Source organism: Bifidobacterium myosotis, from assembly GCF_002259745.1.
Classification (GTDB): Bacteria; Actinomycetota; Actinomycetes; order Actinomycetales; family Bifidobacteriaceae; genus Bifidobacterium; species Bifidobacterium myosotis.
Genome location: NZ_MWWW01000005.1, coordinates 111,766 through 134,012, shown reverse-complemented (window position 1 = coordinate 134,012; position 22,247 = coordinate 111,766). Strand labels below are relative to the sequence as shown.

General features: G+C 64.9%; 17 protein-coding genes. 13 read left to right on the top strand and 4 right to left on the bottom strand.

The window, feature by feature from the left end:
• Positions 1 to 66: 66 nt before the first annotated feature.
• Positions 67 to 1,305, bottom strand: coding sequence for an MFS transporter (locus BMYO_RS03335; protein ID WP_094667152.1), 1,239 nt, complete (start codon positions 1,303 to 1,305; stop codon positions 67 to 69).
• Between the two features lie 327 nt (positions 1,306 to 1,632).
• Positions 1,633 to 2,937 carry a class I SAM-dependent methyltransferase gene (locus BMYO_RS03330; RefSeq protein WP_094667151.1) on the bottom strand — a complete coding sequence of 435 codons (1,305 nt, stop codon included), beginning with the start codon at positions 2,935 to 2,937 and terminating at the stop codon, positions 1,633 to 1,635.
• Positions 2,938 to 3,201: 264 nt separating this feature from the next.
• On the opposite strand from BMYO_RS03330, the gene fucO reads away from it, so the two are divergent.
• Positions 3,202 to 4,353 (top strand): lactaldehyde reductase, encoded by a 1,152-nt coding sequence (fucO, locus tag BMYO_RS03325; protein WP_094667150.1) that lies wholly within the window; start codon positions 3,202 to 3,204, stop codon positions 4,351 to 4,353.
• A 233-nt stretch (positions 4,354 to 4,586) separates the two neighbouring features.
• Here the strand turns inward: fucO and BMYO_RS03320 are convergent, their stop codons facing one another.
• Positions 4,587 to 5,531, bottom strand: coding sequence for a glycosyltransferase family 2 protein (locus BMYO_RS03320; RefSeq protein ID WP_094667149.1), 945 nt, complete (start codon positions 5,529 to 5,531; stop codon positions 4,587 to 4,589).
• A gap of 161 nt (positions 5,532 to 5,692) precedes the next feature.
• Here BMYO_RS03320 and BMYO_RS03315 point away from each other — a divergent pair, with 161 nt between their 5' ends.
• From BMYO_RS03315 to BMYO_RS03260, 12 genes are all read left to right on the top strand, one after another.
• Positions 5,693 to 7,426: an AI-2E family transporter gene (locus BMYO_RS03315; RefSeq protein WP_094667148.1), complete on the top strand. Its 1,734-nt coding sequence runs from the start codon at positions 5,693 to 5,695 to the stop codon at positions 7,424 to 7,426.
• Positions 7,426 to 8,649 (top strand): glycosyltransferase family 2 protein, encoded by a 1,224-nt coding sequence (locus tag BMYO_RS03310; protein WP_094667147.1) that lies wholly within the window; start codon positions 7,426 to 7,428, stop codon positions 8,647 to 8,649. Before BMYO_RS03315 ends, BMYO_RS03310 begins: the two co-directional genes overlap by 1 nt.
• A gap of 219 nt (positions 8,650 to 8,868) precedes the next feature.
• On the top strand, positions 8,869 to 9,879 hold the full coding sequence (locus tag BMYO_RS03305) for an ABC transporter ATP-binding protein (RefSeq protein WP_233428101.1): 1,011 nt from the start codon (positions 8,869 to 8,871) through the stop codon (positions 9,877 to 9,879).
• Complete coding sequence (locus tag BMYO_RS03300) at positions 9,876 to 11,540, top strand: ABC transporter permease (RefSeq protein WP_094667146.1); 1,665 nt, start codon at positions 9,876 to 9,878, stop codon at positions 11,538 to 11,540. The genes BMYO_RS03305 and BMYO_RS03300 overlap by 4 nt, the downstream gene beginning before the upstream one ends.
• Before the next feature lie 87 nt (positions 11,541 to 11,627).
• Positions 11,628 to 13,127 (top strand): D-alanyl-D-alanine carboxypeptidase/D-alanyl-D-alanine-endopeptidase, encoded by a 1,500-nt coding sequence (locus BMYO_RS03295; RefSeq protein WP_094667145.1) that lies wholly within the window; start codon positions 11,628 to 11,630, stop codon positions 13,125 to 13,127.
• A gap of 2 nt (positions 13,128 to 13,129) precedes the next feature.
• Entirely contained in the window at positions 13,130 to 14,269 is a 1,140-nt protein-coding gene (gene tilS / locus BMYO_RS03290) for a tRNA lysidine(34) synthetase TilS (protein ID WP_094667144.1), read from the top strand.
• Positions 14,256 to 14,813 carry a hypoxanthine phosphoribosyltransferase gene (hpt, locus tag BMYO_RS03285; RefSeq protein WP_094667198.1) on the top strand — a complete coding sequence of 186 codons (558 nt, stop codon included), beginning with the start codon at positions 14,256 to 14,258 and terminating at the stop codon, positions 14,811 to 14,813. Before tilS ends, hpt begins: the two co-directional genes overlap by 14 nt.
• Before the next feature lie 3 nt (positions 14,814 to 14,816).
• The gene (gene ftsH, locus BMYO_RS03280) at positions 14,817 to 16,910 is read left to right on the top strand and encodes an ATP-dependent zinc metalloprotease FtsH (RefSeq protein WP_094667143.1); all 2,094 of its coding nucleotides are present in this window, start codon (positions 14,817 to 14,819) and stop codon (positions 16,908 to 16,910) included.
• 276 nt (positions 16,911 to 17,186) lie between these two features.
• Positions 17,187 to 17,822 (top strand): GTP cyclohydrolase I FolE, encoded by a 636-nt coding sequence (gene folE, locus BMYO_RS03275; protein ID WP_233428099.1) that lies wholly within the window; start codon positions 17,187 to 17,189, stop codon positions 17,820 to 17,822.
• 67 nt (positions 17,823 to 17,889) lie between these two features.
• Positions 17,890 to 18,774, top strand: a complete 885-nt coding sequence (gene folP, locus BMYO_RS03270) for a dihydropteroate synthase (RefSeq protein ID WP_094667142.1) — start codon at positions 17,890 to 17,892, stop codon at positions 18,772 to 18,774.
• 119 nt (positions 18,775 to 18,893) lie between these two features.
• Positions 18,894 to 20,471: a 2-amino-4-hydroxy-6-hydroxymethyldihydropteridine diphosphokinase gene (folK, locus tag BMYO_RS03265; RefSeq protein ID WP_094667141.1), complete on the top strand. Its 1,578-nt coding sequence runs from the start codon at positions 18,894 to 18,896 to the stop codon at positions 20,469 to 20,471.
• Positions 20,472 to 20,646: 175 nt separating this feature from the next.
• Positions 20,647 to 21,174: a DUF3180 domain-containing protein gene (locus tag BMYO_RS03260; RefSeq protein WP_094667140.1), complete on the top strand. Its 528-nt coding sequence runs from the start codon at positions 20,647 to 20,649 to the stop codon at positions 21,172 to 21,174.
• A gap of 91 nt (positions 21,175 to 21,265) precedes the next feature.
• Here BMYO_RS03260 and BMYO_RS03255 read toward each other — a convergent pair whose 3' ends face one another.
• Positions 21,266 to 22,174 carry an acyl-CoA thioesterase gene (locus BMYO_RS03255; protein ID WP_094667196.1) on the bottom strand — a complete coding sequence of 303 codons (909 nt, stop codon included), beginning with the start codon at positions 22,172 to 22,174 and terminating at the stop codon, positions 21,266 to 21,268.
• Positions 22,175 to 22,247 lie beyond the last annotated feature (73 nt).

Sequence of the window (22,247 nt, the reverse complement as noted above, 5' to 3'; positions counted from 1 at the left end):
ACGAGCTGGCCGGCGAAGCGGGGTCTGAGGGGTAGTGAATTTGCTAACGAATAATAATGCAGACCACTAGCTGCGTGGCTCCACTCTCCGTGCCGACGCATTCCGCCGCACGACGAATACGCAAACCAGCAGCACCGCGGCGAAGACGGAGCCAAACAGCAGCCCGGTCTGGAGACTGTCGCCGTGGGCGGAGGCGATGAATCCGACCACGGCGGGGCCTCCTGCACAGCCCAGATCGCCGGCGACGGCGAGCAGTGCGAACATGAGCGTGCCGCCGCCGGGCATGGCGTCCGCGGCCATCGAGAATGTGCCGGGCCACATGATGCCCACCGAGAATCCCGTAATGGCGCAGGCCGCCAATCCCAAAACCGGCGAAGGCGAGAGCGCTGCGGTCAGGTACATGGCCACGCACAGCACCGAGCTACCGGCGATGAACACGGTGAGGTTGAGACGGTGGCCGAGCACGCCGTAGATGGTGCGCGCCAGCCCCATCATCAGCGCGAACGCGGCGGGGCCGGCCAGATCGCCCACCACCTTGGTCACGCCTAGGCCCGATTCCGCGAAAGTGCTGGCCCACTGGCTCATACCTTGTTCGGCGGCGCCCGCGCAGAGCATCATGAGGAACATGAGATAAAACACTGGGCGGCGGGCCAGATCGACGAACCTCATGGTCGCGGTGCCTTCGGGTACGATGCGCGGCATCGGGGCACCGGCGAACATCACGATGCCGGCGATTGGCACCACGCCCCACAGGCACGCCAGCACCGGCCACGAACCGGTGCCGAAAGCGAACAGGAACAGCGTGGAAATCACGACGGTGCCGAGCTGCCCCCAGCAGTAGAATGAATGCAGCAGACTCATCGCCTTGGCCTTGTGTTCGCTTGGGCATGCCTCGACGATGGGGGAGACCATCACCTCGATCAGTCCGCCGCCCAGCGCATACAGGATGATGGCGGCGAGGATCGCGGGATACGGGTCCGACACGTGGGGCGGCACGAGACCCAGCACCAGCAGGCCAGCCAATGCGGCAACGTGGGCGGCGATGATGCAGGGCTTGTATCCGATGCGGTCCACGAATCGTCCGGCAAGCACATCCACGATGAGCTGGGTGATGAAATTGACGGTGATGAGCGCCGAAAGCCGCGCCATGCTGATGCCGAACGTCGCTGCGAAGGTGACGAACAGCAACGGCATGAAGTTATTGATGACCGCCTGCGTTACGTATCCGATGAAACAGGCGACGACGGTGCGGTCGTAGTTCGCCGCGCTGTTCGGGGTGCTGACCGTGCTGGTGATGCTGCTCATAGCTGCAAGTATCGCAAACCAAAAGCAGTGACGCGGCCATGCGGCGACATTATTGTGTACGAATGTACGTAAGTCCCCATAGGTCCCCAATACATCCGAATTCATACGAAAAGGCACTCGCGGGAGATGCCCGATACGACGACGGGTGGCGGGCGCACCGTTCGTGACCGTTGCCTCGGCCGTATGGCCGTGACTATGTCACATACGGTGCGCCCGCCACCCGTCGTCGGGAGGGCTTCGATTGTCTTGTCCTTGATTGCGGTCCTTGATTGAGGTCGGAGATTGCGGTCAGCGCAATCCCCGACCCGAGGCCCGGTCAGTTGGCGCTCACGCCTTCCACCACGGGCGCAACGGATACCACTTGCCATCCGGGTGACCGACGCGGTCGGGGCGCACAGCGAGGAACTGATGAATCTGGATGCCGTCGAGCTCGAAGTTCAGCGCGCATGCGGCCATATACAGGCCCCACACCTTGGCGCGTTCGAATCCCACCTGCTTGACCGCGTCATCCCAGTGTTCCGCCAGATTCGCGTTCCAGTGGTGCAGGGTCAGCGCATAGTGCTGGCGCAGATTCTCCTGATGCACCACGTTGAAACCGGCGTCGTGGATGCAGGTCTCGATGAATCCGGGCGTGCCGAGGTCGCCGTCCGGGAAGATGTAGCGGTCGAGGAACTCGTCGGTGCCGGGCTTCCCGTTGGGCTTGTCGTGGCTGATGGTGATCTGGTGGTTGAGCAGGCGTCCCATCGGCTTCAGAAGGCGGAACATCTCCTCGAAGTAGCTCTGGTAGTTCTTCACGCCCACATGCTCCATCATGCCGATCGAGCAGATGCCGTCGAAGTCGTGCTCCGGCACCTCGCGGTAGTCCTGCACGCGCACTTCGGCGAGGTCCTGCAGACCCTCGCGCGCGATCCATTCGTTTGCGTACTCGGCCTGCTCCTTGGAGAGCGTGACGCCGAGCGCCTTGATGCCGCGGCGGGCGGCGGTGATGACCATCGAACCCCAGCCGCAGCCGATGTCGAGCAGACGCTCGCCGGGCTTGAGTCCGAGCTTGTCGAGAATCAGCCTCAGCTTGTTGGCCTGCGCATCCTCAAGGCTCATGTTCTCGTTGTCGAACACCGCGCAGGTGTAGGTCATCGAGGGGCCGAGGAAGTCTGCATAGAATTCGTTCGACATGTCGTAGTGGAAGCTCACCGTCTCGGAATCGGCCTTCTCGGTGTGGGGGAGCAGGCCGCGCTTGATGCGGTCGAACTTGCTCGGGCCTTCGGTGGCGGGGACCGGCGGCTTGCGGAATCCGTGGCTCAGGATGCCGGCGGATACGCGGGCCACCGCCACCGGCGTGATGGGCTTGACGTACTTGGCCAGGGAGATCAGCTTGCGCAGCGCCGGGTACGGGTCGGCGTAATCGATGCCGACCACGTCGAAGTCGCCGAGCACGTAGGCGCGCACGATGCCGATTTCGTTCGGGTGCGTCAGCAGCTGATACATGCAGTTCGGGCTAGTGATCCTGACGTTGAGATCGGCGCTTGCCGGACCGAAGTGCGATCCGTCGAACGCGTCCACGCGCACCGGCGTCGCGGGGTCCAGGAACAGCGACACCATTTCCGCGACCGTCATAGCCTTGCCATTTGCCATGTCCACCTCATTCTCTGATATGTTCCAACTGGTGTTCCACAATGCCCCCAACTGCGAGGTATTGTAATCCTTCCGCGGCATGGGACGCGGTGGCATGCCGGCTTATGGCGCCGCTGTTCGCCTTTGGCGGACAATGCGACGTATCCCCGGCGAATGTCCAGCGTGTCTTCGGGAAGTACTCGGGACGCAGGGTAGACTGGGGAACCGTGAGACCGGTCAACGAACGAACGGTCGACAAAACATCAGCTCAAAAGGAGAGCCCTTATGGTCTATCGCATGATTTTCAACCAGACCGCATACTTCGGCCGTGGCGCCATCAAGGAGATTCCGGCCGTTGCTAAGCAGCATGGATTCACCAAGGCCTTCATCGTGACCGATCCGGTCCTGCTCGAGACCGGCACCGCCGAGAAGGTCACCAAGGTTCTGGACGAGGCAGGCCTGCCCTACGAGGTCTTCTCCAACGTCAAGCCGAACCCGCCGGTCGAGTGCATCAAGGACGGCGTGGCCAAGTTCGCCGAGTCCGGCGCCGACTTCCTGATCGGTCTGGGCGGCGGCTCCCCGCAGGACACCTGCAAGGGCATCGGCATCATCACCGCGAACCCGGAATTCGCCGACGTGCTCTCGCTTGAGGGCGTGGCCGACACCAAGAACCCGTCCGTGCCGATCTTCGGCGTGCCGACCACCGCTGGCACCGCCTCCGAGACCACCATCAACTACGTGATCACCGACACCGAGAACAAGCGCAAGTTCGTGGCCGTCGACCCGCACGACATCCCGATCGTCGCCTTCGTGGACCCGGACCTGACCGACTCCATGCCGCGCGGCCTCAAGGTGGCCACCGGCCTCGACGCCCTGACCCACGCCATCGAGGGATACATCACGCCGGGCGCGTGGAGCCTGTCCGACTGCCTGTCGATGCAGACCATCCGCATGATCGCCAAGAACCTGGCCAAGTCCGCCGACGGCGACGTGCCGGCCGGCGAGCAGATGGCCTACGCCTCCTACATCACCGGCATGGCCTACTCCAACGTCGGTCTCGGCCTGGTGCACGGCATGGCCCACCCGCTGGGCGGCCGTCTGGGCGTGGCCCACGGCGTGGCCAACGGCATCCTGCTGGCCCCGGTCATGGAATACAACAAGGACTTCACCGGTGAGAAGTACCGCGATATCGCGGACGCCTTCGGTGTGGCCGACGCCTACACCGGCGACCTCGAGACCGTGCGCGAGGAGGCCGTGCAGGCCGTGCATAAGCTGACCGTGGACCTCAAGAACCCGACCACAATCTCCGAAGTGGGCGCCACCGAGGCCGATCTGGCCCCGCTCGCCCACGACGCCTTCAACGACGTGTGCACGCCGGGCAACCCGCGCAAGGCCACCGAAGAGGACATCCTCGCCATCTACAAGTCGCTGATGTGATGATCGGGCCGCACAGGCGATGATTCCCAGATCAGCTGGGCTGGTCGGGTATCGTCTGCGGCGGTGTTCGATGTGATGATTGGCTCCTCTCCCGTACATCCCGTACAGGAGAGGAGCCAATGTCATGTGAGGGGTTGATTGAGGGGCGAGGTGATAAGAGCTTGGCCAGCAGATTCCCGGTGCCACGAATTGTCGTCGCCGCAATCCTCAGACGTCGCGACTCATCTAGCAGCCTATTCGCCTCTAGCGTCCTGCTCGCCGTGCTTCTCGTCGTATTCCTCGTCGGTGGGGGTTTCGTCGTAGAGCTGCTTGCCCTGCGACTCGGCGAGCTCCATTTGCTCGTTGATCCATGCCGCCTCGGCGGGGTTGATGTCCGCAGTGCTCAGCACCTTCTGCCATACGGGGTAGAAGAGATGCATGGCCGGATACATGGCGGTGAACAGCAGCTCCGGCTTGTGCTTGCGCCAATGCTGCGGATGCGCGTCGAACGTGTTCTTGAATCGACGCATGTAATTGAGGAACGAGCTGAGCGACGTATCCATGCGCCGGGCGCTCATCGCCGCGATCATCCGGGGCGAGTAGACGGTCTTGAGTCCCTTGCCCAGCAGGTGCAGGGAGATGTCGATATCCTCGTGCATCACATCGGCCTTGTCTCGGCACACCTCGCCGGCGATCTCGCGCCACGCGGAGGCACGCAGCGCCATGTTCGAGCCGAACAGCAGCGGCTGGCCGCCGTCCGCGCGGTAGATGCGCTTGCGCAGCGAGTTGTCGCCCTTTAGCCCGAAATGACGGGACGGCATGTCGTAGTACATCACCGGTCCGGTGGCGCCCATCGCCGCCGGGTCCTCGGTGAAGATGCCGGAGACCACCTCCACCCAATCCGGGCGGATCATGCAGTCGGCGTCGAAACGGCCCAGCACATCGCCCGTGGCGGCGTTCAGGCCGAAGTTGCGGGTGGGGATGAGTCCCTGCTCGTCGTTCTGGTGCAGCAGCTTCACCGGGGCATCCGGGTGCTCCTCGATGAACCGCTCCACGATTGCGCACGTCTCATCGGTCGAGCGGTTGTCCACCACCAGCACTTCGTAAGGCATGACGGTCTGACGGGTGGCGTTGAGCAGACAGTCGCGAATGCGTTCGGCTTCGTTCCACGCGGGGATGACAATCGAAACGTTGAGCATACTGCCAAGGATAGGGAAGCGGGTGTACGCACGGGACGCTTTTCCGGTTTCCCGCCCTGCGGTTAATCGACAATTCGGCAAGCCGGTGTCTGACGTTCGCCTATGCCGAGATGCCTCTGTTCTGTCTCCGCTCTTCGGGGCGCTCGCTACAATGGGGAGCCATGAGCGAACGCGCGCGCAACCTGAACGACACCCTTAAACCGGATACGAACGGCACAACGAACACCGGACAGACGGGGCATTCGGCCCCCGACGGCGACGAGAACCGCATCGACTTCGGTACATTGTTCCCGGCCAAGGGTGACCCACGTCGTCCTCCGGAATGGTTCAGCCGCGCGTTGCTGTATGTGGCCATCGCCATCGTGGTGTTCATGTTCTGCTGGCGCAGTTGGGGCGACATCTCCTACCTCGTGCTGGACATCATCATCTCGCTGTTCCTTGCGCTCGCTGTCGAGCCATTGGTGGTCACGATGGTGGCGCACGGCTGGAAGCGTGGTGCCGCATCGGCGATTTCGCTGGTGGGGCTCGCCGTGATCATCGTGACGTTGTTCACGCTGTTCGGCAACATGTTCGTCCAGCAGATGATCGCCATGGTGCGCGGACTGCCTGCCATGTACGAGCGGATTCGCGACTGGGTGGACCAGTACGCCACGTTCAAGCTGCCGGAGATCAACAGCCTCGGCTCCGAAATCCTCAACAACATCCAGACCTCCTGGGTCACGGACTTCGCCGGCACCGCGATGAGCACGGTGGGTGGGTTGTTCGCGTTCCTGCTCAACCTCATGACCGTGGTCATGACCACGTACTACATCTCCGCCGCCGGCCCCAAGCTGCGCCGCTCGTTCTGCCAGTGGCTGGCACCCGCCACACAGCGTCGGTTCCTGCTGGTGTGGACCGTGGTGCAGGGCCAGATCTCGTCGTTCCTGTTTTCGCGTTCGATTCTGGCGCTCATCAACGCCGCATGCACCGCCATCTTCCTCGAGGTGCTGCAGATTCCCTATTGGATGCCGCTGGCCCTGTTCTGCGGCGTGGTCTCCCAGTTCATCCCCACGGTCGGTACCTACATCGGCGGCGCGCTGCCGGTGCTCTTCGCCTTCGTCAACCGCGGATGGCCGTACGCCGTGGCCGTGCTGGTGTTCATCATCGTCTACCAGCAGATCGAGAACCTGATTCTCTCGCCGAAGATCTCGCAGCGCACGATGGACATCAACGCCGCCGTCGCCTTCCTGGCCGTGCTGGCATTCGGCTCGCTGTTCGGCGCGCTCGGCGCCTTCCTCGCGCTGCCGGTCACCGCCTCCATCCAGGCGATCTTCCGTGTGTACACGAAGCGGTACGACCTGGTCGACTCCCCGTTGATGAACGACCCGACCGGCAAGAAGTCCAAGATCATCGCCGCATCCGAGGCGTTCGGCGAGCATGTGCTGCAGCCGATTGGCGAGCACATGCCGCGCGCCGCCAAGGGCACGAGCAGCCGGGTGCCGATGAACGAGGAGCTACGTCTTCTGCAGGAGCAGATCTACGCCATCCCCGAACACGCGACCGACGAGTCGGGTGCGGACGATTCCGCCACCGTGGCCATCCCGAAGAACGTGCTTTCGGCCAACGCGCGCAAGGGTCTGGGCCTGCGCGGCACCGGCGAGGCCGACGCTGCCGGTGACGGCGACGTGCCCGACACCGAAGGCATCCCGCAGTCGATGCATCTGCATGGAGGTTCGTCCGGCAGGAACGACGATGCCGCGAATGCCGTGGACGCTCCGGGTGCCGATGATTCCGATGATTCTTCGGATTCCAATGAGTCCAGTGAGCCCAATGATTCCAGTGGCTCCGGCGCTCGCAGCTCGTCCGACGGACGTGGCACGGCGACCCTTGGCAATCCGCGAGCGGGGTGGCGCTGATGACACTGCTGACCGTACTTGACGTCCTGCTGATGATCGTGGGCGGTGCCGGCGTGGTCTACCAGGCCGTCTGCATCGTCATGTCGCTGTTCGCGAAGCCCGTGCGCTTCCCCGAGGCGCCGATGACCACGCGGTACGCCGTGCTCATCTCCGCGCGAAACGAGGAGAACGTGATCGGCAACCTCATCGACTCCATCCGGGCGCAGACCTATCCGTCCGAACTCATCGACATCTGGCTCGTGGCGGACAACTGCACCGACCACACCGCCGATGTGGTGCGCGCCCGCGGATGCCATGTGGTCGAACGCCACAATCTCGAACAGATCGGCAAAGGCTATGCGTTGAGCTACCTGCTCACCCACATGCTCGACACCGGCGTGGCCGATGACTACGACGCCTACTTCGTCTTCGACGCCGACAACAAACTCGACAAGCACTACTTCGAGGAGATGAACAAGGCCTTCTGCGCCGGCTTCAAGATCCTGACCAGCTACCGCAACTCGGTGAACCTCGCCGACAACTGGGTCTCCTCCGGCTCGGCCCTGTGGTTCATCCGCGAATCCCGTTTCCTGTCCAACTCGCGTATGATTCTCGGCTCCTCCTGCCATGTGGGCGGCACCGGCTTCATGTTCTCCCGCGAGATCATGAAGCGCAACAAGGGCTGGAAGTTCCATCTGCTCACCGAGGACCTCGAATTCACGATGGACTCCATTCTGCATGGCGACCGCGTGGGCTACTGCGGCACCGCGATCCTCTATGACGAGCAGCCGGTCACCTTCGCGCAGAGCTGGCGTCAGCGACTGCGCTGGAGCAAGGGATTCCTGCAGGTCTTCCGCTACTATGGGCCGGCGCTGCTCAAGCGTGCGGTGCGCGAGCGTGACTTCTCCTGTATCGACTTCACGCTGATGCTCTGCCCGTTCACCGTGCTCGGCGTGATTCGCATGCTCATGGGAGTGCTGTTCGCCGCGTTCGGGTTCGTCAGCTGGGCCAGCCAGCTCCAGTCGCTTGCCGGATGGTCGAACGGCATCGTGACGTCGATTCTGGGTCTGATGGCTCTGGCCGCGCTCACCATCATCGTGGAGCGCGACCAGATCGGTGCCACCAACAAGGAGCTGCTGGCCTACGTGCTGAGCTTCCCGATCTACATGCTGAGCTACGTGCCCATCTCCTTCCAGGCCATCTTCGCCAAGGCCCAGTGGAAGCCCATCACGCACAAGGGCTGAGCACCAAGAATTCACTTGGGAATGCTACGGGATTCGGTCCGGGCGGACTATTGTGAAATCATGAGACTAGACAATAGCCTTGGGAATGTCGATTTCCAGCGGACTCCAGCGCAGGAGATGCCGCAACCGCACTCCGTCCAGCCGAATCCGATGCCGTCAGTGCCGACTGCGCAGCCGCAGTATGTGGCGGCAGGACAGGCTGTGCAGCCGGGACAGCCTATGCCGGCAGGTCCAACTGCGCAGCCGCAGGTTCAGCCGCAGTACGCACCCGCCGCACAGGCTTGGCCGCCCAATCCGACCGCTGCGGTGTCCATCCGCGGCCTGTTCAAGCGTTTCGACCGCAAGGTCGCCGTCAACGGCCTTGCCCTTGACATCCCGGTCGGCTCGTTCTACGGGCTCGTCGGCCCCAATGGCGCGGGCAAGACGACCACGCTCAACATGGTCACCGGACTTCTGGTGCCGGACGCCGGCACTGCGATGATTCTGGGCCGCAACGTGTGGAGCGACGTGAACGCGGTCAAACGCATGATCGGCGTGATGCCCCAACCCGACCAGATCTTCGACCGGCTCACCGGCATGCAGCTGCTCGTCTATTCGGGCATGCTGCGTGGCATGCCGCGCGCCGAGGCCGCTTCCCGCGCCAAGGACCTGCTGGGCGCCTTCGATCTTGCCCAGGCCGCCAACACGATGGTCACCGATTATTCGGCCGGTATGACCAAGAAGATCTGTCTGGCCTCGGCGATGATCCACAGTCCGCGCATTCTGGTGCTCGATGAGCCGTTCGAGTCCGTGGACCCGGTCTCCAGCGCGAATCTCAAGGACATCCTCATCGAATACGCCAAGACCGGCGGCACGGTGATCATCTCCTCGCATGTCATGGCCTTGGTCGAGCGGATGTGCACGCATGTGGCCGTGGTCAACAACGGTCAGGTGTGCGCGGCCGGTACGGTCGAGCAGGTGGCGGCCGGAGAGGACCTTGAGGACCGGTTCCTCCAATTGGTCGGCGGCCGCCATGAAGCCGCCCACCTCGCCTGGCTCGACGGCGGTGCCCGCGATTCCGTTGGCGCTCCCGCTGGCGCACCTGTCGGTGCTCCTGTTGGCAACGCCTACGCCGGCATCGCCCCCGACGGTCGCGGCGCTGCTGGCGCGACGGCCTCGGCCCCTGCGGCTGCGCAGCCTGGGCCGGGCGCACCATCGGGCGCGCCATCGAACGAATCGGGTGCGCGATGATCGCCACCGCGCGCACGTTGGTCCGTCTGCGTTGGGCCCTGACCTGGGCCGCGCTCAGGAAGTCCGTATGGCAGACCGTGGGCTACATCATGGCCATGATGCTGGGGCTCGTCGCAATAGCCAGCACGGCGGTGGTCGCCTTGGCGGTAGGTCTGCTGCCTCCATCCGCACAACTCCGTCCGGGCGAGCCTCCCATCAATATCTTCGGCCCCTCCGGCGTCGTCAACATCGCGGTGGTGTTCCTCGGCGCAAGCCTGACGCTGATGGTCGGCGTGGTCCAGCTCATGCTGCTGGGCGAAGGCTCCACGATGAACCCTCAGAAATTCGCGCTCTATGGCATACCCGACCGCGAGCTCCAGTTCGGATTGCTCGCGTCGGGACTGTCCGGCGTGCCGGCCATCACCGGTCTCATCTGCTTCATGGTATGGGCGTTCGCCTACCGTGCGATGGGTCCCGCCGCGGTGGTCGCCGCCCTGATCGCAGCGCCGCTGACCGTGATCACGATGATGAGCCTATCCAAGCTGCTGCTCGCGCTGTCCACCACGCTCATCACGTCCAAACGCGGCAAAGGCGTGTTCTACATCGTCGTGATCCTGTTGTTCATCACCGCATGCCAGATTCCCAATATTCTGGTCAGCAACGGAGGCGTCAGCGACTTCGATCCCGAGTCCTTGAAGCCTGTCATGCAGGTCATGGCCTGGACGCCGCTCGCCGCCGCCTTCCAGATTCCCTTCGACGCGGCGTCCGGTAGCCCGCTCGTCCTGCTGGGCCGTGTGGCGGTGCTCGTCGCGACATGGGTGGTCTGCTTCGCCGGCTGCACCTGGTGTCTGCGCCATGAACGGCTGACCACCGGCGCCGCGACCCGCACCGTCACCGCCAAGGGCATCGGCGCGTTCGGCTGGATGCCCGATTCGGTGTCCGGCGCCGTCTCCGCGCGCTTGGTCACCTATCTCAGGCGCGACCCGCGTCAGGCCATGCTGTTCGCGATGCCGGTGTTCTTCGCGGTCATCTTCGGCCTGCAATCGCGGGGCGAAAGCATGATGGTCTGGCAGGCGCTCATCTGGTCCGGGTGGATGCTGTCCATTGCGGAGAGCAACGGCCTGTCCTACGACGGCCGCGGTTTCACGATGCAGGTCATTGCCGGGGTGCGAGGCATTGACGACCGGCGCGGGCGAGCCCGGGTCTATGTGCTCATTGCCACGGTCTACCTCACGGTCCTCGCCATCGCCATCGCCGTGTTCACAGGGGACTGGTCCGACCCCGAGCACAGGCTCATCGGCGTCCTGTTCTGGGCTATTGGCCTTGCCGAGGCCTTCTGCGGTCTGGGAATGGCCGAGGTCACCTCATGCGTGCTGATGTATCCGGTTCCTTCCATGGACAAGCCGTTCTCCTCACCGCAGGGGCGTGCCGTGGCCCAGGGGTTCTTCCCGTTCGCCTATCTGTTCGGCTCGCTGTTGCTGTTGCTGCCCACCGGCATCGTGGCGATCGTGCTCGTCGCCATCGGCGAGATATCGTTCTCGTATTGGGTGCTCATACCGGTCGCGCTGGCCAATGGCGTCGTCATGCTCGTGCTTGGGACGTGGATCGGCGGTAAGCTGTTGGATGCGCGAATGCTCTCGATCGTCTCCACGCTCGACTCGTTCGCCTCACTGCAACATTGACGGTCCCGTGCCGTCCGGCCCGACCCATGGCGGTCCGCAGAAGCCGGCCGGTTTCGCGGCCCGGCGAGTCGACCATGAAGGAGCATGATGGTATCCACAGCGGTGTCACGTCGTCAGCGGCGAGAAACCCAGCGTTCCGTCCGGTATTCTCATCGTCTGCAGCTCACCGTCGCCATCTCCTCGCTGGTCACCATCGCCCTGTTCGCCGGCTACTGCGTCGCCGATGTCACGGACGTTCTCCCCGGTCCGCTCACGCTGACGAATGTGAGCGAACCGGCGTTCGCCAATCCGGCCACGGCGAAGGCCGGTACGACCATCGCCGGCGATTTTGATGCGACCAAGCCCATCGATGCGACGGCCGCCGCCCGACTCGTGGATGAACTGCTTGCGGCCGAAGGCGTCGGATCGGACGTCTCGGTGATCATCGAGGACGCCCAAGGCACCGTGGACGCGGAACATGAGGCCGGCACCGCGCGCGAGCCCGCCTCCACGATGAAGACGCTCACCGCGCTCGCCGCCTCGTCCACGCTCAACATGGCCTCCACGTTGGACACCCAGGTGTTCCTGACCCAGACCGACGGCGGGAACACCCTGACGCTCAAGGGCAACGGTGACATGCTGCTGGGGGCGGGCACATCCGACCCCGACCATATCAACGGACGCGCGGGACTCGCCACACTCGCCGGGTCAGTGGCGTTGGCCCTTACACAACGCGGCATCGACACCGTGCGGCTCGACTATGACGACTCCCTGTTCGGCGAGGAGCGCGTGCCGGCGGGGCTCAGGGCGTCCGATGGCGCCGGGGACGTGACCTCGGGCGATTACACGATGTACTACACGCCGGTCTCGTCGATGGCCATCGACGGAGGACGCCAATATACGGACGCCCTGCCCGCGCCCGCCAATCCGGATGATTCGGGCGGATACCCGGAGCTTTCGCAGCACACGGCCGCCGACGTGGCCGAGCGGTTCGCCGCGTTGCTCGCCGAACAGGGCATCACCGTCGACGGCGCGCCGACGGAGGGCTCCACGCCCGCCGGCGTCAGTCCGATTGCCTCAGTGAGCTCCGCCACGCTCGCCGAGATTCTGGCTTTCACGCTGCGGCATTCCGACAACACGCTCGCCGAGGAGTTCGGCCGGCTCACCGCACTGGCCACCGGCGCGCAGAACACTCCCGCCGGCGGCACCAAGGCCGTCCACGACGTACTGGACGGGCTCGGCATCGACACATCGGGTCTCACCATGGCCGACTGCTCCGGCCTGTCACCCGACTCCGAACTCACCGTGCGCACGCTGGCCGCCGTGCAGCAGCGGAACCTGACGGCCGGAGGCGCGGCGGCCGCGGCCGAGGGACTGTCCATCGCCGGACTGGTGGGCACCGCGCAATACCGCTACGACGACGAGTCGGTGGCCGGGCTGTTGCGCGTCAAAACCGGCAGCCTCGCAAGCGTCACCTCGATGGCTGGCAATGTGTCTCGCACGAATGGGGGAGCGCTCGCCTTCGCCGTGGTGGTGAACAATCCGGAGGACATGGATGCGGCCCGCAGCGCCATCGACGCCTTCATCACCAAGCTGGCGGGGTTGTAGACATGCCGTACACTGCACGACTGCGCAAGGCGGTGGGCCTGTTGCGCGCCGCGCTGGCCGAGGCCGGACTGGAACGGCAGTCGCCCGAGTTCGCCCGTCATGGCGAGCATGCGGCGGCCGAGGATGCGCCGCTGGTGCTGGTGGCCTGCTCAGGAGGCCGTGATTCGATGGCGTTGGCGGCGGTCGCCCGTATCGTCTGCGCCTCGTTGGGGCTGCGTTGTGGCGCGGTGATCGTCGATCATGGAATGCAGGACGGTTCGGACCGGATCGCCGAAGCAGCGGCTTCGCGTTGCCGGACGCTCGGCCTTGCCCCGGTCCTCGTTCGCCCGATTGCCGTGCGCGAGAGCGGCGAGGGGCCTGAGGCGGCGGCCCGCGAGGCCCGGTACCGTGAACTCGTGGCCGTGGCGTACGAAAGCCGTGCCGTCGCGTTGCTGCTGGCCCACACCATGGACGATCAGGCGGAGACGATGCTCATCGGACTGCTGCGCAATCGCGGCACCGATGCGCTCGCCGGCATGCCGGCCTCCTTCACGCGTGGCGGGGTCGCGTTCCTCCGTCCGTGGCTCGCACTCGCGCGCGCCGACACCACCGGCATCTGCGCGGATCTCGACCTTGAATATTGGGATGACCCGACCAACGGCGAGTCGGTCGTCGGCGAATTGCCGCGCGACTACCCGCTGCGCTCGCGCGTCCGGCATGATCTGCTGCCCGCCATCGCGCGGTTCGCCGGCGGCGACATGACCCGTCATCTCGCCGAAAGCGCGGAGCTCGCCCGGCGGGACAAGGATTATCTGGACGAATGCGCGGACCGCGTGATGGCGCGCGCGGTCACGTTCGCCGGCGAATCGGCCGCCTCTCCTGTGATCGACGGCGGTATGGCGAGGATTATTGATGGGGCTACGGTGCTGACGATCGACGCCCGCACGCTGGAGGCCGAGCATCCGGCGATCAGGGCTCGGGTGATCGCCCACGCGTTGGAACGGGCGGGGATTGCCGCCGGGGCCGCGCAGGTGGACGCCATCGGCCGGCTCGTCACCGATTGGCACGGTCAGGGTGCCGTGCGTCTTCCCAGAGGTTATTCAGCGAATCGCAAGAAACACGTCATTCGCGTGTGCCAAGATGGAGCGCATGCGAATCGCTGACGTTAGTGAAGATATTGACCACGAGCTGGTCAGCCGTGAACAGATCGATGCCAAAATCCGCGAGGTCGCCGCTCGGGCGAGCGAGGATTACCGAGGCAAGAACCCCCTGCTGGTGGCGGTGCTCAAGGGTGCCGTGAACACGATGGTGGAGTTCTCCCAGGCCATGAGCATCCCCGTGCAGATTGATTTCATGAGCCTTTCGAGCTATGGCTCGGGTACCGTGTCCAGCGGTCAGGTGACGGTTCGTCAGGATCTGTCCGTCGATGTTCGCGGCCGGCACATTCTCATCGTGGAGGATATCATCGATTCAGGAAACACGCTCGCCTGGCTGGTCGGGGAGCTCAAGCGCCGCGGCGCCGCCTCCGTGGAGGTGTTCGCGCTGCTGAGCAAGCCCTCCCGCCGCGAGGTGGACGTGGACGTGAAGTACGCCGGTTTTGAGATCCCCGACGAATTCGTGGTGGGCTTCGGTCTCGATTACGACGAGCGCTACCGCAATCTCGAATCCATCGCGATCCTCAAGCCGTCCGTGTACCAAGGAGAATAACGTATGAGCTTCCCCCAGGGTCCTGGGCCGGGCAACGGGAACAACCCGAACCCGAACAACCGCAATAACGGCAACCCGTTCACCAACCCCTTCAACCGGGGCGGCGGCAACGGCAAGGGCGGCAACGGCAACAACGACGACCGCCCGTTCTGGCAGTCACCATGGCTGTGGGGCGCGGTGCTGGTGGTCATGTGCGTGCTGATGTTCCAGATGTTCGCCGGTGCGGGCACCAAGACCATCGACACGAAGGACGGCTTCGCACTGCTCAACCAGGGCAAGGCCACCTATGCCGAGATCACCGACAACAAGCAGGTGGTCCGTCTCGAGCTCAAGGACGACTTCACCAAGAAGAACCCGGACACCGGCAAGACCACCAACTACGGCAAGGACGTGCAGTTCTACTACACCTTCGCGCAGGGCGCGCAGGTGGCCAAGGCCGTCGAGAACGGCGACCTTTCCAAGGGCTGGACCTCCAATATCCAGCAGACGAGCATGCTGAGCTACCTGCTCACCTCCATCCTGCCGTTCATCATCTTCTTTGCCCTGTTCTGGTGGCTTATGAGCCGTATGGGCGGCGCGTCCGGCATGATGGGCATGGGGCGCAAGAACAACGGCAAGCTGCTCGAAGGCCAGACGCCAACCACCAAGTTCTCCGATGTGGCCGGTGAGGACGAGGCGCTCGCCGAGGTCGAGGAGATCAAGGACTTCCTCAAGGACCCGTCCAAGTACAAGGCCCTCGGCGCCCGCATTCCGCGCGGCGTGCTGCTCTACGGTCCCCCTGGAACCGGTAAGACCCTGCTCGCGCGTGCCATCGCCGGTGAGGCCGGAGTGCCGTTCTACGCGATGGCCGGCTCCGACTTCGTCGAGATGTTCGTCGGCCTTGGCGCCTCCCGTGTGCGCGACCTGTTCGACGAGGCCAAGAAGAACGCGCCCGCCATCATCTTCATCGACGAGATCGATGCCGTGGGCCGCAAGCGCGGCTCCGGCATGGGCGGTGGCCACGACGAGCGCGAACAGACCCTGAACCAGCTGCTCGTGGAGATGGACGGCTTCGACAACGACACCAACCTCATCATCATCGCAGCCACCAACCGTCCCGATGTGCTTGACCCCGCCTTGCTGCGCCCGGGCCGTTTCGATCGTCAGGTGGGCGTGGCCGCGCCGGACCTCGAAGGCCGCGAGGCGATCCTCAAGGTGCACGCCAAGGGCAAGCCGTTCGTGCCGGACGTGGACCTGCACATGGTGGCCGTGCGTACGCCGGGCTTCACCGGCGCGGACCTCGCCAACGTGCTCAATGAGGCAGCGCTGCTGTGCGCCCGAGCCGGCGCCCAGCTTATCGACAACCGCGCCATCGACGAGGCCATCGACCGCGTGCAGGCCGGCCCGCGCCGCAAGTCCAAGGGCATGGCCCTCGACGAGCTGCGCAACACCGCATACCACGAGGGTGGCCATGCGCTGGTCGCCGCCGCGCTGCACGACACTGACCCGGTGACCAAGGTGACCATCCTGCCGCGAGGCCGCGCGCTCGGCTACACCGCCGTGATGCCCACCTCCGACCGATACTCGCAGTCGCGCAACCAGCTGCTCGACCAGATGGCCTACGCAATGGGCGGCCGCACCGCCGAGGAGATCGTGTTCCACGACCCGACCACCGGCGCGTCGAACGACATCGAGAAGGCCACGAAGATCGCCCGCACGATGATCACGCAGTATGGCTTCTCCACCAAGCTCGGCGCCATCAAGTGGGCGGACGATGACGAACAGAGCTCCGACTTCGACGGTCTGGGCCCGCACAAGTACTCCGAGCGCACCGCCGAGACCATCGATGCGGAAGTGCTGCAGCTTGTGGAGACCGCGCACACCGAGGCGTGGAACATCATCAACGACAACCGCGATATCCTCGACGAACTCGTGCGCCAGCTGCTCGTCAAGGAGACGCTGAACGAGAAGGAGCTCGCCGAGATCTTCGCGCCGATCAAGAAGGCGCCGGTTCGTCCGGTGTGGCTTTCCAACGACCGCCGCCCCGATTCGGACAGGCCGCCGGTGGAGATTCCGGAGAGCCTCAAGCGTTCGGTCGGTATGAAGACCGGGGAGTGACGTCGCCCCGCGAGGGAACAATGCGTCGAAACACGGGCCCGCAAGTCTGACTTGTATCATGCAAACAGACTGCGGGCCCGCGCGTTTGGTCGTCAGCGGCCGCCGAGACCATCGTGGCTGTCACGGATGGCTGGCGCGTTTGGCCAGCGCGGCCACCGCAACCGGGCGCCGGAGTGTGGTCCGGTCCACGACCGATACGGGCTGGCGTTCGGTCGCTGCACCCGTATGGCGGCGTATCGGTGGCATAGTGGATGGATAAGCGGAAATGGAGAGAAGATGAGCGAGATCACGAATGAGCCGAACTCCGAGGAGTCCTTGGAGTCTCTGGAGTCCCGCAACCACCGGGAATCCCACTACGACGAGGACGGCGTGCGCGAGGCCGTACGCCTGTTCCTGAAGTCCATCGGCGAGGACCCCGATCGCGAGGGACTCAGGGAGACCCCGGACCGCATCGCGCGCGCCGGCCGCGAGTTGTTTGCGGGACTCGGCGCGTCCCCGGCCGATGTGCTGGAGAAGCATTTCGACGTGGACACCGACGAATTGGTGCTCGTCAAGGACATCGAACTGTATTCGGTATGCGAGCATCACCTGCTGCCGTTCCATGGCGTGGCCCATGTGGGCTACATCCCCGCCAAGGACGGCGTGATGGGACTGAGCAAACTCGCCCGTCTGGTGGAGGTGTACGCGCGCCGGCCGCAGGTGCAGGAGCGCCTCACCCAGCAGATCGCCGATGCGCTGGTCGAATACGCCGGTGCGCGCGGCGTGATCGTGGTGACCGAATGCGAACACCTGTGCATGTCGATGCGCGGCGTCAGGAAGTCCTCTGCGCGCACGGTCACCTCGGCGGTGCGCGGTCTGCTGCGCAACCCCGCCACCCGCGCCGAGGCCATGAGCCTGATACTTGACCGGTGACCGCGTGCCGGCCGATGCGTAAGCGGGCATGAACGGGTGTAAACGCGTGAACACAGGAGGGAAAACCATGACTGATGTGAATCTGCAGGCATTGCACGACGTCGAGCACACCCTGGTGATGGGCGTGCTCAACATCACCGAGGACTCGTTCTCGGATGGTGGGCTGTGGCTCGACCCGGACAAGGCCGCCCAGCACGGGCGCGACATGATGGCCGCCGGAGCGGACATCATCGATATCGGCGCCGAATCCACCCGGCCCGGCGCCAAGCGCGTCTCCGAGGAGGATGAGCACCGGCGCATCACCGGCGCCGTCGAGGCGCTGATCCCCGCCGGCGCGGTGCTGTCCATCGACACCACCCGCGCTTCGGTGGCGGCCGCCGCGCTGGAACGCGGCGCCCAGATCATCAACGACGTCTCAGGTGGCACGCTCGACGCCGAGCTGCCGCATGTGGTGGCCGACCACGACTGCCTGTACATCGTGCAGCATTGGCGCGGCTGGCTCGCCGGCTCCAAGGGCGCCAACCCGGATCAGGACACCTCGGTGTACGAGCACGGCGTGCTGCGGGACGTCCACGACGAACTCATGCGTCAGGTGGATGGCGTGCTGGCCGCGGGCGTGCGGCCGGAACGCATCATCATCGATCCCGGTCTGGGATTCTCGAAGCCGGGCATCGGCCACAATCTGCCCCTGCTGACCGGGCTCGAGACCTTCCGCGCCACTGGATACCCGGTGCTCATCGGACAGTCCCGCAAGCGCTTCATCTCCGCCATGCTGGCCGAGGCGGGCGTGGACGAGCCCACGATGGCCGACCGTGACGGGGTGACGGCCGGCCTGTCCGCGATGTGCGCGGAACACGGGGCCTGGGCAGTGCGCGTGCACGACGTGGCTGCGAGCCGGTCCGCCGTCATCGCCGGCAACGTGTGGCGCGCGTACCGGCAGTCGCAGGACTGAATCGGCGGAATCGACGGAATCGACCGAATAGACCCAGCGTCAGGCACCTCATCGACGTTCAACGAAGTATCGGCGCATCATCAGCGCATCTGGCGGAGTCAGGACAGAAAGCGAATCATATGGACATCATCCGACTGACCGGCGTACATGCCAATGGCACCCACGGCGTGCTGCCTTTTGAACATGAGCGCGCCCAGACCTTCAGCGTGGACGCCACGCTGTATCTGGACCTTGCCGCGGCAGGGCGCACCGACGCCCTCGCCGACACCGTGGACTACGGCCGCGCGGCCAAGGAGATCGTCGCCGTGATTGAAGGCCCCCATGTGGACCTCATCGAGAGGATGGCCCAGCTCATCGCCGATCGGCTGTTGGCGATGAAGCCGGTCGTCAAGGTGGATGTGACCGTGCACAAGCCGCACGCGCCCATCACCGTGCCCTTCGGTGACGTGTCCGTGTCCATCACCCGCGTGCGCGATGAAGAGGGTCGGGGCGTTCCGGCCGGAGACGCCGCAGAGGCGTCCACTGCCGCATCAGCGGTACCGTCAGACGCGACGGATGGTGCGGGCGTGCCGGCGGTAACGGACGCTTCGGCGCGAATGCATAAGGCCGTGGTGGCGCTGGGCGGCAACATCGGTGAAGTGGCCGCCACGCTGCGCGCCGCCGTGCGGGAGATAGACGGATTGCCCGGCACGCAGGTGGCCGGCATCTCCCCGCTGTTCCGCACCGCCGCGTGGGGCATGGCGGACGGGGCGCCCGACTTCCTCAACGCGGTGGTCGAGCTGGAGACCACGATGGGTCCGCACGCGTTGCTGGCCGCATTGCAGGGCATCGAGGCCGATCATGGCCGCACCAGGGAGCATCATTGGGACTCCCGGCCGCTGGATCTGGACATCATCGACTTCGATGGAATCACCAGCGCCGACGAGGACTTGGCGTTGCCGCACCCACGCGCATGGCAGCGTGCCTTCGTTCTTGCGCCGTGGCATGCGCTTGATCCCAACGCGCGTCTGGCCGGGGCGCATGGCGGGTTGGTTCACGACCTGCTGGCCGCGGCTCCCGATCGGGATGCGGTCAAGCTGGTCGCCGACGACTGGATGTTGGCCGGGCGTTCCGATGGTGACCGGGAACCGTCGCCCGCATCGGATGCGATGGGGGATTCCGGCGTAGGGACTGGGGCTGAGACGTCGCGGCCGTCATCGGTGCCGTCGGCGTCGTCACCGGAGCCGGTCTCCCGCTGGGCCGTCATCTCGATGGACTCCACCTCCACGGACGCCGAACGGCTGTTCCGCGAGGCCATCGTGACCATCGACGGCATCCCCGGCAATCAGGTGGAGGGCATCTCGCCGCTGTACCATGTGGCCCATTTCGATGGGCCGGATGCCATGAGCGCGGTGATCCGCGTCGAAACCAAACTGCCGGCTGCGGACCTCATCGCCGCGTTGGGGGCCGTCGAGTCCGCCCAGGAAGGGCTTCTCGACCTCGATCTGGTGGACATGGAAGGCGTGGTTGCGGACGAGCCGGACTGCCGTGTACCGTGGCCGTCTGCCCGTTCGCATGCCTCGGTGCTGGCCCCGTGGCTCGACATGGACCCGAACGCCGCACTCGGCGGCGATCCGGTGTCGTTCCTGTTGGCCATGGCGCCGGATGCGGCACAGGTGGGGCTGCTGTCCGATAATTGGATACTCGCGCCGCGCTGAGCGAAACGACGCGGGGCGCGAGTCCTCGGCGGCAGGGCGGAGGATAGTCTGGATACGGTGGAGCCGCGCGCGGCCCTGCGGCCACGCATGTGGCGGGTACGTGGCCGTATGCGCAGTTCCGCACACAGCTGTACACGTTAGTCATACACGTCAGTCATACAGGTAAGGAGCATTGATGAAGGCACGACGGACACCATGGTGGCAGTATGTGATCGCCGTCGCACTCGGCCTGCTGGCGGGCATCGGACTGGCCTCCTATGGGGAGAGCTCCGGACTGTCGCTCATCGGTGCGCCGTGGATCGTGGCCATCCTGCTCGCCGTGCTGGGCATCGCGGTGCTGGTGATGGCACTGCAGGTGCACAAATACGCGAACACCGATCCCAAGAAGAGGCCGCACAGTTTTGTGAATCCGACCGTGGCGGTGTACACGCTGGTGCTGGCCAAGGCGCTCGGACTCGCGGGCGCTGCGCTCGCCGGCTGGTATGGCGGCCAGATTCTTATGAGCGTCGGGCACTTCGAGGCGCCGTTCTACCATGACGCGATCATCGAATGCGCGGTGTCGGCCGTGGTGTGCGTGGCCGACATGATCATCGGCATCATCGGCGAATGGCTGTGCCAGCTGCCGCCGAACGAGGGACCGGAGAACCCCAAGATCAAGGCGGCGGCACGCCGTCAGTCCGCCGCGCAGGCATACAAGCAGTAACCGGGCGGCGGCTCCTGCTGCTTGTAGGCCACTGTGATATCGGGTTGGCTACTCGGCTGCTCCGCGACCTCGCTTCCGACCGCCTCCGGCGCTACTTCGATTCCGGTACGCGGACCATGGCCTCCTGGGCGATGGCGGCCACCAGCTCGCCGTCCTGCGAGTAGACCTTGGCCAGCCCGAGCCCGCGGCCGTGCGCGGCGGTGGGCGTGTCCTGCACGTAGAGGTGCCACTGGTTGATGTCCACGTCGCGGTACCACCACATCGAGTGGTCGAGCGAGGCATAGGAGATGCCCGGCGTCGCAATGGACAGACCGGCGCGACGCAGCACCGGCTCCATCATCACCTGATCGCATCCGAGCGCCAGCATCGCACGATGCATGACCTGCGGCACGTCCACATGGCCATCGGCCCTCATCCACACCATCTGCTTGCCGGAATCGCGCTCGGCGGATTCCTTGTCGGGGCGAAGCATGATCGTCGGCGTGATGTGGCGGATGTCGAAAGGTGACTTCTCAGCGTAATAGTCGGCGAACGGCGATTTGTCGGCGAACGGTTCCATCAGCTGCTTGGCGGACTTGAGCGTTTCCGGGTCCGGCAGTCCGGTGGGCATCGGATCGGCGAATTCGACGCCCTTCTGGCCGGCCTCCTGGAACGAGGCGATGGCGGTGAGGATCGGTCCGTCGGACTGGGTCACGTTGACCCGGCGCGAGGAGAACGAACGGCCGTCGCGCAGCGTCTCCACATCAAACAACAGATCCTGACGGATGTCGCCGGCCGCGATGAAGTAGCCGTGGATCGAATTCGGCAGACGCGAGGGCGCCACGGTCTTGGAGGCGGCGACCATCGACTGGGCGATCACTTGGCCGCCATAGACGCGGCCAGTGGGGAAGTAGAGGCTTTCGCCGTTGATATAGGTATGGTCGCGATATGCGGAAGGCTCGCCCAACGTGAGTACCTTCACCAGATGATCCAGCGGCGTGACGGTGACGGTATGGGCCATGATTCCTCGATTCATGTGTAGGGTTCGTTTTTCGCTGCTGGTTGGCAGTTTACGCATCGGCGGTTAAGAGATG

What these genes read in the sequence shown, in the direction of transcription:
- BMYO_RS03335 (WP_094667152.1), bottom strand. Translation starts at nt 1,305, where the DNA reads ATGAGCAGCATCACCAGCACGGTCAGCACCCCGAACAGCGCGGCGAAC.
- BMYO_RS03330 (WP_094667151.1), bottom strand. Translation starts at nt 2,937, where the DNA reads ATGGCAAATGGCAAGGCTATGACGGTCGCGGAAATGGTGTCGCTGTTC.
- fucO (WP_094667150.1), top strand. Translation starts at nt 3,202, where the DNA reads ATGGTCTATCGCATGATTTTCAACCAGACCGCATACTTCGGCCGTGGC.
- BMYO_RS03320 (WP_094667149.1), bottom strand. Translation starts at nt 5,531, where the DNA reads ATGCTCAACGTTTCGATTGTCATCCCCGCGTGGAACGAAGCCGAACGC.
- BMYO_RS03315 (WP_094667148.1), top strand. Translation starts at nt 5,693, where the DNA reads ATGAGCGAACGCGCGCGCAACCTGAACGACACCCTTAAACCGGATACG.
- BMYO_RS03310 (WP_094667147.1), top strand. Translation starts at nt 7,426, where the DNA reads ATGACACTGCTGACCGTACTTGACGTCCTGCTGATGATCGTGGGCGGT.
- BMYO_RS03305 (WP_233428101.1), top strand. Translation starts at nt 8,869, where the DNA reads ATGCCGGCAGGTCCAACTGCGCAGCCGCAGGTTCAGCCGCAGTACGCA.
- BMYO_RS03300 (WP_094667146.1), top strand. Translation starts at nt 9,876, where the DNA reads ATGATCGCCACCGCGCGCACGTTGGTCCGTCTGCGTTGGGCCCTGACC.
- BMYO_RS03295 (WP_094667145.1), top strand. Translation starts at nt 11,628, where the DNA reads ATGGTATCCACAGCGGTGTCACGTCGTCAGCGGCGAGAAACCCAGCGT.
- tilS (WP_094667144.1), top strand. Translation starts at nt 13,130, where the DNA reads ATGCCGTACACTGCACGACTGCGCAAGGCGGTGGGCCTGTTGCGCGCC.
- hpt (WP_094667198.1), top strand. Translation starts at nt 14,256, where the DNA reads ATGCGAATCGCTGACGTTAGTGAAGATATTGACCACGAGCTGGTCAGC.
- ftsH (WP_094667143.1), top strand. Translation starts at nt 14,817, where the DNA reads ATGAGCTTCCCCCAGGGTCCTGGGCCGGGCAACGGGAACAACCCGAAC.
- folE (WP_233428099.1), top strand. Translation starts at nt 17,187, where the DNA reads ATGAGCGAGATCACGAATGAGCCGAACTCCGAGGAGTCCTTGGAGTCT.
- folP (WP_094667142.1), top strand. Translation starts at nt 17,890, where the DNA reads ATGACTGATGTGAATCTGCAGGCATTGCACGACGTCGAGCACACCCTG.
- folK (WP_094667141.1), top strand. Translation starts at nt 18,894, where the DNA reads ATGGACATCATCCGACTGACCGGCGTACATGCCAATGGCACCCACGGC.
- BMYO_RS03260 (WP_094667140.1), top strand. Translation starts at nt 20,647, where the DNA reads ATGAAGGCACGACGGACACCATGGTGGCAGTATGTGATCGCCGTCGCA.
- BMYO_RS03255 (WP_094667196.1), bottom strand. Translation starts at nt 22,174, where the DNA reads ATGGCCCATACCGTCACCGTCACGCCGCTGGATCATCTGGTGAAGGTA.